This is a genomic window from Actinomyces sp. ICM47 (assembly GCF_905369875.1).
Taxonomy (GTDB): Bacteria; Actinomycetota; Actinomycetes; order Actinomycetales; family Actinomycetaceae; genus Pauljensenia.
In genome coordinates, this window is the sequence record NZ_CAJPJE010000005.1 from 14884 (window position 1) to 27584 (window position 12701).

Annotated in this window: 20 protein-coding genes; all 20 read right to left on the reverse strand. The window is 64.5% G+C overall.

What is annotated here, in order from left to right; translation table 11 throughout:
* Positions 1 to 119: 119 nt before the first annotated feature.
* The gene (gene rpsI / locus QZ149_RS01835) at positions 120 to 611 is read right to left on the reverse strand and encodes a 30S ribosomal protein S9 (protein WP_009054763.1); all 492 of its coding nucleotides are present in this window, start codon (positions 609 to 611) and stop codon (positions 120 to 122) included.
* A gap of 38 nt (positions 612 to 649) precedes the next feature.
* Entirely contained in the window at positions 650 to 1093 is a 444-nt protein-coding gene (gene rplM / locus QZ149_RS01840; protein ID WP_291449403.1) for a 50S ribosomal protein L13, read from the reverse strand.
* A 204-nt stretch (positions 1094 to 1297) separates the two neighbouring features.
* Entirely contained in the window at positions 1298 to 2203 is a 906-nt protein-coding gene (gene truA / locus QZ149_RS01845) for a tRNA pseudouridine(38-40) synthase TruA (protein ID WP_291449405.1), read from the reverse strand.
* A complete protein-coding gene (locus QZ149_RS01850; RefSeq protein ID WP_291449263.1) occupies positions 2200 to 2949 on the reverse strand; it encodes an ROK family protein in 750 nt (249 codons plus the stop codon). The genes truA and QZ149_RS01850 overlap by 4 nt, the downstream gene beginning before the upstream one ends.
* Before the next feature lie 84 nt (positions 2950 to 3033).
* Complete coding sequence (gene rplQ / locus QZ149_RS01855; protein WP_009648078.1) at positions 3034 to 3618, reverse strand: 50S ribosomal protein L17; 585 nt, start codon at positions 3616 to 3618, stop codon at positions 3034 to 3036.
* Between the two features lie 43 nt (positions 3619 to 3661).
* On the reverse strand, positions 3662 to 4657 hold the full coding sequence (locus QZ149_RS01860) for a DNA-directed RNA polymerase subunit alpha (protein WP_291449265.1): 996 nt from the start codon (positions 4655 to 4657) through the stop codon (positions 3662 to 3664).
* 124 nt (positions 4658 to 4781) lie between these two features.
* The gene (gene rpsK, locus QZ149_RS01865) at positions 4782 to 5192 is read right to left on the reverse strand and encodes a 30S ribosomal protein S11 (RefSeq protein ID WP_003790556.1); all 411 of its coding nucleotides are present in this window, start codon (positions 5190 to 5192) and stop codon (positions 4782 to 4784) included.
* Between the two features lie 61 nt (positions 5193 to 5253).
* Positions 5254 to 5628, reverse strand: a complete 375-nt coding sequence (rpsM, locus tag QZ149_RS01870) for a 30S ribosomal protein S13 (RefSeq protein WP_034504845.1) — start codon at positions 5626 to 5628, stop codon at positions 5254 to 5256.
* A gap of 148 nt (positions 5629 to 5776) precedes the next feature.
* Entirely contained in the window at positions 5777 to 5890 is a 114-nt protein-coding gene (gene rpmJ / locus QZ149_RS01875) for a 50S ribosomal protein L36 (protein WP_003790577.1), read from the reverse strand.
* Between the two features lie 40 nt (positions 5891 to 5930).
* Positions 5931 to 6152: a translation initiation factor IF-1 gene (gene infA / locus QZ149_RS01880; protein ID WP_003790580.1), complete on the reverse strand. Its 222-nt coding sequence runs from the start codon at positions 6150 to 6152 to the stop codon at positions 5931 to 5933.
* A gap of 568 nt (positions 6153 to 6720) precedes the next feature.
* Complete coding sequence (locus tag QZ149_RS01885) at positions 6721 to 7629, reverse strand: M24 family metallopeptidase (RefSeq protein ID WP_291449297.1); 909 nt, start codon at positions 7627 to 7629, stop codon at positions 6721 to 6723.
* A 3-nt stretch (positions 7630 to 7632) separates the two neighbouring features.
* On the reverse strand, positions 7633 to 8208 hold the full coding sequence (locus QZ149_RS01890; protein ID WP_291449300.1) for an adenylate kinase: 576 nt from the start codon (positions 8206 to 8208) through the stop codon (positions 7633 to 7635).
* Entirely contained in the window at positions 8205 to 9497 is a 1293-nt protein-coding gene (gene secY / locus QZ149_RS01895; RefSeq protein ID WP_291449303.1) for a preprotein translocase subunit SecY, read from the reverse strand. Before secY ends, QZ149_RS01890 begins: the two co-directional genes overlap by 4 nt.
* A gap of 256 nt (positions 9498 to 9753) precedes the next feature.
* Positions 9754 to 10218, reverse strand: a complete 465-nt coding sequence (gene rplO, locus QZ149_RS01900; RefSeq protein WP_009649091.1) for a 50S ribosomal protein L15 — start codon at positions 10216 to 10218, stop codon at positions 9754 to 9756.
* Positions 10219 to 10220: 2 nt separating this feature from the next.
* Complete coding sequence (rpmD, locus tag QZ149_RS01905; protein WP_034505670.1) at positions 10221 to 10406, reverse strand: 50S ribosomal protein L30; 186 nt, start codon at positions 10404 to 10406, stop codon at positions 10221 to 10223.
* Positions 10406 to 11095, reverse strand: a complete 690-nt coding sequence (rpsE, locus tag QZ149_RS01910; RefSeq protein WP_009054680.1) for a 30S ribosomal protein S5 — start codon at positions 11093 to 11095, stop codon at positions 10406 to 10408. Before rpsE ends, rpmD begins: the two co-directional genes overlap by 1 nt.
* Positions 11096 to 11123: 28 nt before the next feature.
* The gene (gene rplR / locus QZ149_RS01915) at positions 11124 to 11495 is read right to left on the reverse strand and encodes a 50S ribosomal protein L18 (protein WP_009649074.1); all 372 of its coding nucleotides are present in this window, start codon (positions 11493 to 11495) and stop codon (positions 11124 to 11126) included.
* Positions 11495 to 12037, reverse strand: coding sequence for a 50S ribosomal protein L6 (gene rplF / locus QZ149_RS01920; protein WP_009649093.1), 543 nt, complete (start codon positions 12035 to 12037; stop codon positions 11495 to 11497). The genes rplR and rplF overlap by 1 nt, the downstream gene beginning before the upstream one ends.
* A gap of 15 nt (positions 12038 to 12052) precedes the next feature.
* A complete protein-coding gene (gene rpsH, locus QZ149_RS01925) occupies positions 12053 to 12451 on the reverse strand; it encodes a 30S ribosomal protein S8 (protein ID WP_009649076.1) in 399 nt (132 codons plus the stop codon).
* 62 nt (positions 12452 to 12513) lie between these two features.
* Entirely contained in the window at positions 12514 to 12699 is a 186-nt protein-coding gene (locus QZ149_RS01930) for a type Z 30S ribosomal protein S14 (protein WP_003790603.1), read from the reverse strand.
* Positions 12700 to 12701 lie beyond the last annotated feature (2 nt).

Genomic DNA, 12701 nt, shown 5'->3' on the forward strand with positions numbered 1-12701 from the left:
TTGTACGAGGCCGGGGCCATAACTGCGTCAGCGCTCACATCCTGGGCAGGGTTGACGGGAGACGAAAGTCGCGCCCCGCAGGAGCGGGGCGCGACCAACAGAAAAGATGCTGAATGAAATCAGCGCTTCGAGAACTGCGAAGCCTTGCGGGCCTTCTTGAGGCCTGCCTTCTTACGCTCGGTGGCGCGGGCATCGCGGGTCAGGAAGCCAGCCTTCTTGAGGGCCGGACGGTTAGCGTCGCGGTCGATCTCGTTGAGGGCGCGCGACACGCCGAGGCGCAGGGCACCGGCCTGGCCGGAGACGCCGCCGCCATTGATGCGGGCGATGACGTCGAAGCGGCCGTCAATGTCGAGCAGGACGAAGGGGGACTTCACCAGCTGCTGGTGCAGCTTGTTGGGGAAGTAGTCCTCGAGGGTGCGACCGTTGATGGTCCACTTGCCGGAGCCGGGGACCAGGCGAACGCGGGCGACGGCCTCCTTGCGGCGGCCCAGGCCCGCGCCGGGCGCAGTGATGGACTGACCGGCGCCGGCGGGAGCCGACTCGGTCTCGGACGTGTAGGAGCTGGGGACGACTTCCTCGTCCAGCTCAGCGGAAACGATGGTCTCAGCCACGGTTCTCCTCAGGGTCAAAGGCGTTCAGTGACCAAAGGTCACTGAGCCACCTGGGTCAGTTCGTAGGGAACCGGCGACTGGCCGGCGTGGGGGTGCTCCGGGCCAGCGTAGACGTGCAGCTTCTTGAACTGCGCGCGGCCGAGGGAGTTGTGGGGAAGCATGCCCTTAACGGCCTTCTCGACGGCGCGCTCGGGCGTCGCGGCGAGGAAGTCACGGTAAGCGGTCGCGGTCAGGCCGCCGGGACGTCCGGAGTGGCGGTACGCCATCTTCTGGTCCAGCTTCTTGCCGGTGAGGGCAACCTTGTCCGCGTTGATGATGATGACGTAGTCGCCCATGTCCATGTGAGGGGCGAACGTCGGCTTGTGCTTCCCACGGAGGAGGGCAGCGGTCTGAGCTGCCAGACGACCGAGGACGACGTCGGTGGCGTCAATGACGTACCACTTCTTGTCCGCGTCCCCAGGCTTGGGTGAATAGGTGCGCACGGGCGTAACCTTCAATTCTTGTTTGGTCATGGGACGCCGCGCCGGTTTTTCCGGGGGCATCCACGATGAAACGGTTCGCGCGAGGCGTCAGCGAGCGCTCCTAGCGAGTGGGAGACACTAGGTACTCTGCCAACGCACAGCACTTGCCATATTATCGGCACGCGGGCCGACGGTCAAAGCGCGACGGACACTGTGTCACATTCCTCAGCACTTATCACCGCAGCATGCATCGCGCCTGGCCCGGGCCTGCTTGGCGCGCGCGGCCCACTGGGAAGGCTCGGGGTAGTCAACGCCTTCGAGGGTAAGGCCATGGGCCGGCGCGATGGGTGCGGCGTCCGCACGGGAGCGGGCGCGCAGAATCTGCGCCGGGTAGTCGGTGTCACGTACCCCCTGCCCCACGAGGAGGAGGGCACCGACGAGGGAACGGACCATCGAGTGGCAAAAAGCGTCGGCCTCAACACGGAAGACGAGGGACCCCTCGGCGTCTCGTTCGGCGCGCAGGGTCCGCAGGGTACGAATCGTCGTTGCACCCTCGCGCGGACGGCAGAACCCGAGGAAGTCGTGTTCCCCGAGGAGGCGCGCCCCGGCCTCGTTCATGGCCGCCTCGTCCAGTGGATCCTCGACCCACAGTCGATCCCAGCGCCCGAGCGGCTCGGGGTGATCCGACACGCGGTAGGCGTAGCGGCGGCCGAGCGCGGAGAATCGCGCATCAAAACTCGCATCGACGACTTCTGCCGAGAAAATGCGCACGTCGCAGGTCCCGCGCGCGGCGGCCAGGTCACGCCCGCGTGCACGCTCGCCGTAGCGCCCCGAGAGGATCTTGTTCAGTCTGCGCACGATGAACGAGGCCGTGGTCGCCTCCGCGCTCTGCCCTCCCCTGGGCGTCAGCCGCGCCCAGGCCTCGTCGCTGAGGTCGACGTGACAGACCTGATGGCGCGCGTGCACGCCCGCGTCGGTGCGCCCGGCGACGGTCGTCGTCGTCTCTTCACGCGAGGCCATGGCGAGGGCCGCTTCGATCTCCCCCTGGACGGTACGCAGGCCCGGCTGGGCGGCCCACCCGCGAAAGTCAGTGCCATCGTAGCCGAGGTCTAGGCGCAGGCGGCGTGTCACAGTTCCCACGCCCGAACACCACCGATGATTCCCGCGTCGTTGGGGACGACGATGACGTCGTCGCCCATGAGCCGCAGGTTCGAAGCCGTGATTCGCTTCGAGTTACCGCCACCCAGGTACAGGCGATCCCACATGTACATCGGGCGCAGGCCGTCTACGACGCGGCGGATGCGGCGCGACCAGTGCACGTCGCCGAGGCGCAGGCGCTCATGCTCGCCGATGTAGTCGTCGTAGGTCAGGCCCCAACGCACGGGCCCCTGGGAAACCTCGACGTGGGGGGCCAGTTGGCCGCCGTCGAAGACGGCGTTGCCCAATCCGGTCCCCAGGGTGATGATCATTTCGAGGCCGCGGCCCGTAATCGCGCCCGCGCCGGCGACCTCGGCGTCGTTCAGGACCTTCGTCGGCAGGCTGAGCGCCTGCTCGATCGCGCGGCCCATGTCGAAGTGATCCCAGCGCTCGACCAGCTCGGGAAGCACGCGCGAACGCGGCCCATCGCGGGTGATGTAGTGAGGGGTCGCAATGACGACGCCGTGACGGATCATGCCGGGCATGCCCATCGTCACGCGGGTCGCGGGCGGCAGCTCCTTCGCGAGGCCCACCGCGGTCTCCACGAGCAGCTCCGGGGGCAGCGGGTACGGTGTCGGTACGCGGTGTGCCGGAGCCATCATGGTTCCGCGCTCATCCACAACAGAACCCTTGATGCCACCCCCGCCGCAGTCAATAGCCAGCGTCATCTCACGTGTCATGGCTTCAGGCTACCGGATACGGCAAGGGCCGGATACCCCTCGCGGGGTATCCGGCCCTTACTCGAGTCGATCAGTGACCAGGCGTCACTTCTCCTCGGCGGCCTGCTCGGCGGCGTCTTCAGCCTTGCCGGCCTCCTCGGCGACTTCCTCTGCCTCGTTGGCCTTGGCGAGATCGCCTTCCTCGCGAGCCTCTTCAGCGCGCTCGGCGGCAGCCTCAGCGGCTTCCTCAGCCTCGGCCGCAACAGCCTTGGCTTCGGCGGCCTTCTCAGCCGTCTTCTCGGCGGCCTTGACGACGGCCTTCTTTTCGACCTTCTCCATGACGAGCTCGATGCGCATCAGGGGGGCGTTGTCACCCTTGCGGTTGCCGACGCGGATCAGGCGGGTGTAGCCGCCAGCGCGCTCGGAATCCATCGCGGGAACGAGTTCCTCGAAGAGGATCGCGACGATGCCCTTGTTGGGGATCTTCTTCAGGACCGTGCGGCGAGCGTGCTGGTCGCCGCGCTTGGCCTTGGTGATCAGCTTCTCGACGTAGGGGCGCAGCATCTTGGCCTTCGCCTCCGTGGTCGTGAGGCCGCGGTGTTCGATGAGCTGAGCCGCCAGGTTCGACAGAATCAGCTTCTGGTGTGCCGGGCTTCCGCCCAGACGAGCACCCTTCTTGGGGGTGGGCATGTGTTTCTCCTACGGATTCAATGCGTCCATCGGACGCACGGGGTCACATGGACTGGTCGTCCGAAAAGATCGCGGCGGACTCCGAGTCGCCGAAGCTCGGCATCACCGAGTCCTTCAGCGTCATACCGAGAGCCGCCAGGGACTCCTTGATCTCTTCAATCGACTTGGTACCGAAGTTGCGGATGTCGAGCAGGTCGGCCTCCGAGTGAGCAACCAGCTCGCCGACGGTCAGGATGCCGCGGCGACGCAGCGCGTTGTAGGAACGCGACTGCAGGTTCAGGTTCTCGATCGGGAGAGCCAGATCGGCTGCGAGGGTGGCGTCCGTCGTGGACGGACCCACCTCGATGCCTTCCGCTTCCTCGTTCAGTTCACGCATGAGGCCGAACAGCTCCACCAGCGTCTTGCCGGCCGAGGCCAGGGCATCGCGCGGGGTGATCGCCGGCTTGGTCTCCACGTCGATGACGAGGCGATCAAAGTCGGTGCGCTGCTCGACACGCGTCGCCTCGACCTTGTAGGTCACCTTGACGACGGGCGAGTAGATCGAGTCGATCGGAATGCGGGAAATCTCGGCCTGCGGATCCTTGTTCTGAGCGGCGGAGACGTAGCCGCGGCCACGTTCGACGGTCAGTTCGATCTCCAGCTTGCCCTTCTCGTTGAGGGTGGCAAGATGCAGATCGGGGTTGTGGATCTCGACACCCGCGGGAGGCGTGATGTCTCCGGCGAGAACCTCGCCGGGGCCAGCCTTGCGCAGGTACATGACGACAGGCTCGTCATTCTCGCTGGACAGGACGATCTGCTTGATGTTCAGGATGATCTCAGCGACATCTTCCTTCACACCTTCGATCGTGCGGAACTCGTGGGGGACGCCATCGATGCGGATGGACGTCACCGCTGCACCCGGGATCGAGGACAGGAGGGTACGACGCAGGGAGTTACCCAGCGTGTAGCCGAACCCGGGCTCGAGGGGCTCCAGGGTGAAACGGGAGCGCAGGTCGCTGACCTTTTCTTCGGTCAGGATGGGTCGCTCTGCAATGAGCACGTCTATTCCTTTCTGACCGGTGCCCGCTATATGACACCGGATGTGGGAACCTGCGTGAGCAGGCTAAGGGAGTGTGAACGCGAAGGTTCAGACGTGGGGAGGGACACGCCCTCCCGTCCACAAGTCAGCCGCGGCGGCGCTTCGGCGGGCGGGTGCCGTTGAAGGCCTGAGGCGTGACGTCCTGGATCGAGCCGATCTCGAGGCCGGCGGCCTGGAGGGAACGGATCGCGGTCTCACGGCCGGAGCCGGGACCCTTGACGAAGACATCGACCTTCTTCATGCCGTGCTCCTGGGCGCGACGAGCCGCCGCCTCGGCCGCGAGCTGCGCGGCGAAGGGGGTGGACTTACGCGAACCCTTGAAGCCAACCTGGCCGGAGGACGCCCAGGCGACAACCGCGCCGGTGGGGTCCGTAAGGGAAACGATGGTGTTGTTGAACGTCGACTTAATGTAGGCGTGGCCGTTGGTGACGTTCTTCGAAATCTTGCGACGCGGCTTGCGGGCACCGCCCGAGCGCGAGGTCTTTGCTGCTGCCATTTCTGGTTCAGTTCCTTCTTGTCGCGGAAAGCTACCCCGAGGGGGTGGGCTTCCCTAGGCCTTACTTGGCCTTCTTCTTGCCTGCAACGGTGCGCTTGGGGCCCTTGCGGGTACGCGCGTTGGTCTTGGTGCGCTGACCGTGGACCGGCAGGCCACGACGGTGGCGAAGGCCCTGGTACGAACCGATTTCGATCTTGCGACGAATGTCGGCCTGAACCTCACGGCGGAGGTCACCCTCAACCTTGAAGTTTGCCTCAATGTAGTCACGAAGCTTGACGAGATCCTCTTCCGTCGCGTCCTTGACGCGAGTGTCCGGGCTGACGCCGGTGGCGGCGAGGGTCTCTGCCGCGCGGGTGCGGCCGACTCCGTAGATGTATGTGAGCGCGATCTCGAGCCGCTTCTCGCGGGGGAGGTCGACGCCGGCAATACGTGCCATGGTGATGTTGCTCCAGTTGTTCATCGGAGGTCGTCATCGCTCAGTCCGGGCGAGCAGCCCGGCCCCGGCCTCCGAACCGAGGGTCGCCCACGGGTGGGCGCTCAGAGTGATGCTGTGGGGCGTGATGCCCCGCGGGTCGCAGCGGGTCTCAGCCCTGGCGCTGCTTGTGCCTGGGGTTGTCGCAGATGACCATGACGTTGCCGTGGCGACGAATCACCTTGCACTTGTCACAGATCTTCTTGACACTCGGCTTGACCTTCATGGTTGTTACCTCCACTGCCCGTCGGGCAGTTTGTGTCGGGTCACTTGTAGCGGTAGACGATACGGCCTCGGGAGAGGTCGTAGGGGCTCAGCTCGACGACAACTCGATCCTCGGGCAGGATGCGGATGTAGTGCTGACGCATCTTTCCAGCAATATGGCCGAGAACCACGTGGCCATTCTTGAGTTCCACACGGAACATCGCGTTAGGCAAGGCCTCAACGACCGTGCCTTCCATCTCAATGACGCCGTCTTTCTTCGCCATATCCTCCGTTTATCCTCTACATGTCTCGGATAGGTTGCGGCGGATGCCGCTGGGCGCACCCCTGTCAGGGATGACATGTGGATACGCCCAAGGAACTACTCTACGGCATGCACACCCCGGGCGATAGTGCTATGCTCTGTCGGTTCGCTCACGTTCAATCCGTCACATTTTTCGCACACGCCGTCGTGTGCACAGTTATTCTGCGCCGAGGCCGTGGATCCGCCACGTTGGGGCCTGACCGCTCACGACACACCCGCGCCGCCAGTACGGAGGGTGCCGAAGGGCCAGGGTGCATTCCCGGGTGACTGAGGGCGGCGGCAGGGCCTGGCCGGGCTTCGAGATCGACCACTCCGAGCCGCAGGCTCGCGTGTGGCGATCTCGCGGGCGGGCCGCCGCCCTCAGGCACCAAGACAGGCTCACCAGGACCAGAAGGCACCGCGAACCCGGACGGCGAGCGGGCGGCGGACCCGACGGCGCCCGGAGTCCCGGTGACGCAGCCACGACCTCGTCGCTGTAAGACTCAGGCCCGGCACTCCACCGAGTACCGGGCCCGAAGGCGTCTGTGATGTCAGTCGAGCGAGACTGGCGTGACACCGTAGGGTGCCAGGCCTGCCACTCCCCCATCGCGTGCGGTTAGGACGCTCACGCCGTCCGCCGTGATGGCAATCGAGTGCTCCCAGTGGGCTGCGTCGCGGCCGTCGACCGTGCGTACTGTCCACTCGTCGTCATCCGTTTGCGAGGCGATGTCTCCGCGTGTGAGCATCGGCTCGACTGCGAGAACCATGCCGGGCTTGAGGCGAGCCTGGATACCGCGAACGTTGTAGTTGAGGACGTCCGGAGGCATGTGCATCCTCGTGCCGATGCCGTGTCCCACGAACTCTTCGACGATGCCGGCCTCCCAGCCGTTGATGAGGGCGTTCTCGGCGACAACCGTCTCGACCGCCTTGCCGACGGCGCTGATGCGTTTGCCGGTCGCGAGGCCCGCGAGGGCGGCCCACAGTGACTCGCGCGTCACGGCATCGAGTTCGCGACGTTCCCGGAGCAGGTCCTGGTCGACTCCGGCGATTGCGCCAGTGGCGCGCGTGCCAGCCGCGAAGTCCGCGTCCTCAATGAACTGCTCGCCGACGATGACGCTGAACGCGGCGTCGCCGTGCCACTGCTTGCCACCTCGTTCGATGAAGGCACCACAGTCAAAAGACACGATGTCACCGGGTGCCAGCTCGTAGTCGCCGGGGATGCCGTGGACGATGACGTCGTTGACAGAGATGCACACCGTCGCCGGATAGCCGTAGTAGCCGAGGAAGTTGGACGCGCCGCCGCCGTCAGCAATAGCTTGAGCGCTCACCTCGTCCAGCTCACGGGTCGTAATCCCCGGGCGAACCGCAGCCCGCAGCGCCTCATGAATAGACGCGACGACCAGTCCGGCCTCACGCATCCAGCGGAGCTGCTCGACGGTCTTGAGCTCGATGTGAGGCATCGTCTACTTCGCCACCGAGTCCAGGATCGCGAAGATACGCTCCGTCACCTCGTCGATGGTGCCGCGTCCGTCCACGACCTCGAGCAGGTCCTGGTCCACGTAGTACGTGGCAACGGGCTCCGTCTGCTGGTGGTAAACCTCGAGGCGGTGGCGCATGACGGGCTCAGTGTCGTCGGCGCGGTGCTGCTCCTGCGCGCGCTTGAGCATACGGTCCACGACCTCGTCTTCATCCACCTGGATCTCCAAGACGACGTCGATGGACGTGCCCAGATCCAGGAGCATGTCGCGCAGCACGTGAGCCTGCTCCACGGAACGCGGGTAGCCATCCAGCAGGAAGCCCTTCGCGGTGTCGGGGGCTGCCAGGCGGGCCTTCACCATGGCATTCGTGACCGAGTCCGGAACGAACTCGCCGCGGTCCATGTAGGCCTGCGCCTGCTTGCCGATCTCCGTGCCCTCCGCCATGTTCGCGCGGAAGATGTCACCCGTCGAAATGGCGGGGATATCCAGGCGCTCAGCGATGCGCGAGGCCTGGGTGCCCTTGCCAGCTCCGGGAGGGCCAAGGAGGATGACGACTGTCATTTCAGGAATCCTTCGTAGTGATGCTGCTGCAGCTGGGTGTTGATTTCCTTCACCGTCTGCAGACCAACGCCGATGATGATGAGGAGCGTCGTGCCACCGAAGGGCATCTGCGAGCTCGACAGCTTCAGCGGGATGATAGCCAGCGACGGCAAGAGCGCGATGATCACCAGGTAGAGGGCACCAGCGGACGTGATTCGATTAATCACGTAGTGCAGGTACTCGGCCGTGGGGCGACCCGCACGGTACCCGGGGATAAAGCCTCCGTACTTCTTCATGTTGTCCGCGACCTCGTCCGGGTTGAACGTAATCGCGGTGTAGAAGAAGGCGAAGAAGAGTGTCATAAGGGCGTAGATCGTCAGGTAGAACGTGCTGCCCTGCGTGAAGTGGCCGGAGATCCACTGGACCCACGCATCCTGAGGCTTGCCGAACTGGGCAATCATCGGAGGCAGGGCCAGGATCGAAGAGGCAAAAATGACGGGGATAACGCCCGACATGTTGATCTTCAGCGGGATGTACGTCGTCGTCCCGCCGTACTGGCGGCGACCGATCATACGCTTGGCGTACTGCACCGGGATTCGGCGCTGTGCCTGCTCAACATAGACAACGGCGATGGCCACGAGGAGCAGAAGCGCGACGATAGCGGCGACCGAACCCCACTTGCCGGCCTGGCCGATCGACAGCAGCTGCTCGGGCAGACGGGCCGCAATCGAGGTGAAGATCAGGAGCGACATGCCGTTGCCGATGCCACGCTCCGTGATGAGTTCGCCCAGCCACATGATGACGCCGGTGCCGGCCATCATGACGATGATCATCATGATGAAGGTCAGCACCGTCTGGTCACGAATGACCGGCTCCGAGCACGACTGGAAGAGCTGGCCGCTACGCGCCAGCGAAATCGTCGTCGTCGCCTGAAGGACTCCGAGGAAGATCGTCAGGTAGCGCGTGTACTGAGTCAGCTTCGCCTGTCCCGTCTGTCCTTCCTTGTGCAGGTCGTCGAATCGGGGAATCACGACCCGCAGCAGCTGGATGATAATCGACGCGGTGATGTAGGGCATAATGCCCAGCGCGAAGATCGAGAGCTGCAGCAGGGCACCGCCCGAGAACAGGTTCACGAGGTCAAGCAGCGACGCCTGAGACTCCTGCGCCATACAGCGCTGCACAGCCTGCGAGTCGACGCCCGGCGTCGGAATAAACGAACCGAGCCGGAACGCGGCCATGATGAACAGAGTAAAGAGCAGTTTCCGACGCAAGTCAGGGGTACGGAACGCCTGGGCAAATGCACCGAGCAAGGCTTCCTCCTACGGGAAATGGGCAGCGGGGCACAGCCCCTAGACTGACTTAGCTTACCCGACACGGGTAAGAAATGGCGAGATCCAATCATTAAACAGAACGCACATCCGCGTATTTAACGAAACTCGGCGTGCGTGCGCCCCGGACGCCCGGGGCTACACGTTCGCGCGTGAGCGGTCGTTTGACAACCTTCTTCAGGCGCGAGCGGGCAAAGATAACGGGGGTGGTCCTTCACAGGACCACCCCCGTCTGACCTCAGCGGGCCGAGATGGACCCGCCAGCGGCAGTGATCTTCGCCTCGGCGGAGGACGACCAGGAGTCGACCTCAACCTCGAGCTTCACGCTGAGTTCGCCGGAACCGAGCACCTTAACGGGCGCGGAGTCGCGAACGGCGTGCTTGGCGATGAGATCCTCGACCGTGACCTTGCCGCCCTCGGGGAAGAGTTCCCCGAGCTTGCCAACGTTCACGACCTGGTACTCAACGCGGAAGGGATTCTTGAAGCCGCGAAGCTTCGGCAGACGCATGTGAATCGGCATCTGGCCACCCTCGAAGCCGGCAGCAACCTGGTAACGGGCCTTCGTGCCCTTGGTGCCACGGCCAGCGGTCTTACCCTTCGAACCCTCACCGCGACCCACGCGGGTCTTCGCGGTCTTGGCTCCCGGGGCAGGACGCAGGTGGTGCAGCTTAACGATCTGCGTCTTCTTCGTGGAGTCCGCCATTGTCAGTCGACCTCCTCAGCGGTCACCAGGTGACGCACGGTGCGAACGGCGCCCAGAACGGCTTCCGTCTGCTCACGCACGACACTCTGGCCGATCTTGCGCAGCCCGAGGGTGCGCAGCGTGTCCTTCATGTTCTGCTTCGCGTGAGCAGAGGACTTGACCTGCGTGATCTTGATGTTCTTCGCCATCACTTAGCCTCCCCTGCAGCGGCCTTGTCGGCCTCGGCGGCCTCGGCAGCCGCGCGCTTCTCGGCCTCGCCCTCTGCGCGAGCGCGCAGCATAGACGCGGGAGCAACGCGCTCGAGGGGCAGGCCGCGTCGAGCGGCGACAGCCTCGGGCTGCTCGAGCTGCTTGAGTGCGTCAACCGTCGCATGGACGATGTTGATCGCGTTGGACGAGCCCAGCGACTTGGTGAGCACGTCGTGGACGCCCGCGGCTTCCAGGACGGCGCGCACCGGGCCACCGGCGATAACGCCGGTACCGGGAGCAGCCGGTCGGAGCAGGACGATACCGGCGGTATCGCGACCCTGCACCACGTGCGTGATCGTGCGGCGGATCATCGGGACGCGGAAGAAGTTCTTCTTCGCCTCCTCGACGCCCTTGGAAATAGCCTGGGGAACTTCCTTGGCCTTTCCGTAGCCGACGCCCACCGTGCCTTCGCCGTCACCCACGACAACCAGAGCGGTGAAGGAGAAACGACGTCCACCCTTCACGACCTTGGACACGCGGTTGATCGTAACGACGCGCTCGATGTACTCGTTCTTGTTCTCGTTGTTCCGGCGGTTATCGCGATCGTTGCCGCGGCCGGAGCGGCGCTCACGGCGATCGTTGTTCTCGCCCGCGCCCGAACCGTTCCTGTCTCGCTGCTGTGCAGCCATCAGATGATCTCTCTTTCTTTCGGCTCGTTCACAGCTCGAGTCCGCCCTCACGGGCGGCCTCGGCAACGGCCGCAACGCGACCTGCGTACTTGTTACCACCACGGTCGAAGACGACGGCGGAGATACCGGCGGCCTTCGCACGCTCGGCGATCAGCGCGCCGACCTTGCGAGCCTTGTCGGTCTTCGTACCCTCGGCACCGGCGACGTCGGCCTCGATGTCGGAAGCCGACACCAGGGTGTGGCCAACCGTATCGTCGATGACCTGAGCCACCATGTGGCGGTTCGAACGGGTGACGACCAGACGGGGACGCTCGGGCGTGCCGTTGATCTTCTTGCGGAGGCGGAGGTGACGGCGCTTGCGAGCGACGAACTTGCCCTTGCCCTTGATCGAGTAAGCCATCACTTACCAGCCTTTCCGACCTTGCGACGGATGGTCTCGCCCACGTAGTGGATGCCCTTGCCCTTGTAGGGTTCAGGCTTCTTCAGCTTGCGGATGCGAGCAGCAGTCTCGCCGACAAGCTGCTTGTCGATACCGGACACCGAGAACAGCGTCTGGGACTTCGGCGCAATCGTGAACTCGATGCCCTCGGGCGGGGTAATGGTGATCGTGTGGGAGAAGCCCAGGGAGAACTCAAGGTCCTTGCCCTTGGCAACCACGCGGTAACCGGTACCCGTGATCTCGAGATCCTTCTTGTAGCCTTCAGTCACACCAACGATCATGTTGGCGATCAGGGTGCGGGACAGTCCGTGGAGCGAACGCGAGGTGCGCTCGTCGTTCGGACGCTCGACGACAACCTGGCCGTCCTCGATCTTCGCGGTGATCGGCTCGGCAACAACGTGAGAGAGGGTGCCCTTGGGACCCTTCACGGTCACGTTCTGGCCGTCGATCACGACGTCGACGCCGGCGGGGATAGCGATGGGGTTCTTACCAATTCGCGACATTGTTCAGCCTCCTCATCACCAGATGTAGGCGAGGACTTCCCCACCCACACCCTTCTCGGCTGCCTGACGGTCGGTGAGCAGGCCGGAGGACGTGGACAGGATAGCCACGCCGAGGCCGCCGCGGACCTTGGGCAGGTTGGTGGACTTGGCGTACACGCGCAGACCGGGCTTGGACACGCGCTTGAGCCCCTGTATCGCAGCCTCACGGTGCGAGCCGTACTTTAGGTTGATCGTCAGGGTCTTGCCCACGCGGGCATCCTCGACGGTGGTCGAGGCAATGTAGCCTTCCTCGACCAGGATGTTCGCAATCGCGTTCTTGAGCTTCGAGTACGGCATGGAGACCGTATCGTGGTGCGCACGATTCGCGTTGCGCAGACGCGTCAGCATGTCTGCAATCGGGTCTGTCATTGTCATGGGGGTTTATTCCCCTTCCTCGTCGCGGTTTCTCCAGTTACCCGGGACCTGCGACGTTCGTTTTACCAGCTGCTCTTGGTGACACCGGGGAGTTCGCCACGGTGGGCGAGCTCGCGCAGGCACACGCGGCACAGTCCGAACTTGCGGTACACCGAGTGCGGACGACCGCAACGGTTGCACCGGGTGTAGGCACGCACGCCGAACTTCGGCTTGCGGGCAGCCTTGACCTTCAGGGATGTCTTGGCCATGG

What these genes read in the sequence shown, in the direction of transcription:
- QZ149_RS01850 (WP_291449263.1), bottom strand. Translation starts at nt 2,949, where the DNA reads ATGACACGTGAGATGACGCTGGCTATTGACTGCGGCGGGGGTGGCATC.
- rplQ (WP_009648078.1), bottom strand. Translation starts at nt 3,618, where the DNA reads ATGCCCACCCCCAAGAAGGGTGCTCGTCTGGGCGGAAGCCCGGCACAC.
- rpsK (WP_003790556.1), bottom strand. Translation starts at nt 5,192, where the DNA reads ATGGCAGCAGCAAAGACCTCGCGCTCGGGCGGTGCCCGCAAGCCGCGT.
- rpsM (WP_034504845.1), bottom strand. Translation starts at nt 5,628, where the DNA reads ATGGCACGTATTGCCGGCGTCGACCTCCCCCGCGAGAAGCGGCTCGAG.
- rpmJ (WP_003790577.1), bottom strand. Translation starts at nt 5,890, where the DNA reads ATGAAGGTCAAGCCGAGTGTCAAGAAGATCTGTGACAAGTGCAAGGTG.
- infA (WP_003790580.1), bottom strand. Translation starts at nt 6,152, where the DNA reads ATGGCGAAGAAAGACGGCGTCATTGAGATGGAAGGCACGGTCGTTGAG.
- QZ149_RS01885 (WP_291449297.1), bottom strand. Translation starts at nt 7,629, where the DNA reads ATGCCTCACATCGAGCTCAAGACCGTCGAGCAGCTCCGCTGGATGCGT.
- QZ149_RS01890 (WP_291449300.1), bottom strand. Translation starts at nt 8,208, where the DNA reads ATGACAGTCGTCATCCTCCTTGGCCCTCCCGGAGCTGGCAAGGGCACC.
- rplO (WP_009649091.1), bottom strand. Translation starts at nt 10,218, where the DNA reads ATGGCGGACTCCACGAAGAAGACGCAGATCGTTAAGCTGCACCACCTG.
- rpmD (WP_034505670.1), bottom strand. Translation starts at nt 10,406, where the DNA reads ATGGCGAAGAACATCAAGATCACGCAGGTCAAGTCCTCTGCTCACGCG.
- rpsE (WP_009054680.1), bottom strand. Translation starts at nt 11,095, where the DNA reads ATGGCTGCACAGCAGCGAGACAGGAACGGTTCGGGCGCGGGCGAGAAC.
- rplR (WP_009649074.1), bottom strand. Translation starts at nt 11,495, where the DNA reads ATGGCTTACTCGATCAAGGGCAAGGGCAAGTTCGTCGCTCGCAAGCGC.
- rplF (WP_009649093.1), bottom strand. Translation starts at nt 12,037, where the DNA reads ATGTCGCGAATTGGTAAGAACCCCATCGCTATCCCCGCCGGCGTCGAC.
- rpsH (WP_009649076.1), bottom strand. Translation starts at nt 12,451, where the DNA reads ATGACAATGACAGACCCGATTGCAGACATGCTGACGCGTCTGCGCAAC.
- QZ149_RS01930 (WP_003790603.1), bottom strand. Translation starts at nt 12,699, where the DNA reads ATGGCCAAGACATCCCTGAAGGTCAAGGCTGCCCGCAAGCCGAAGTTC.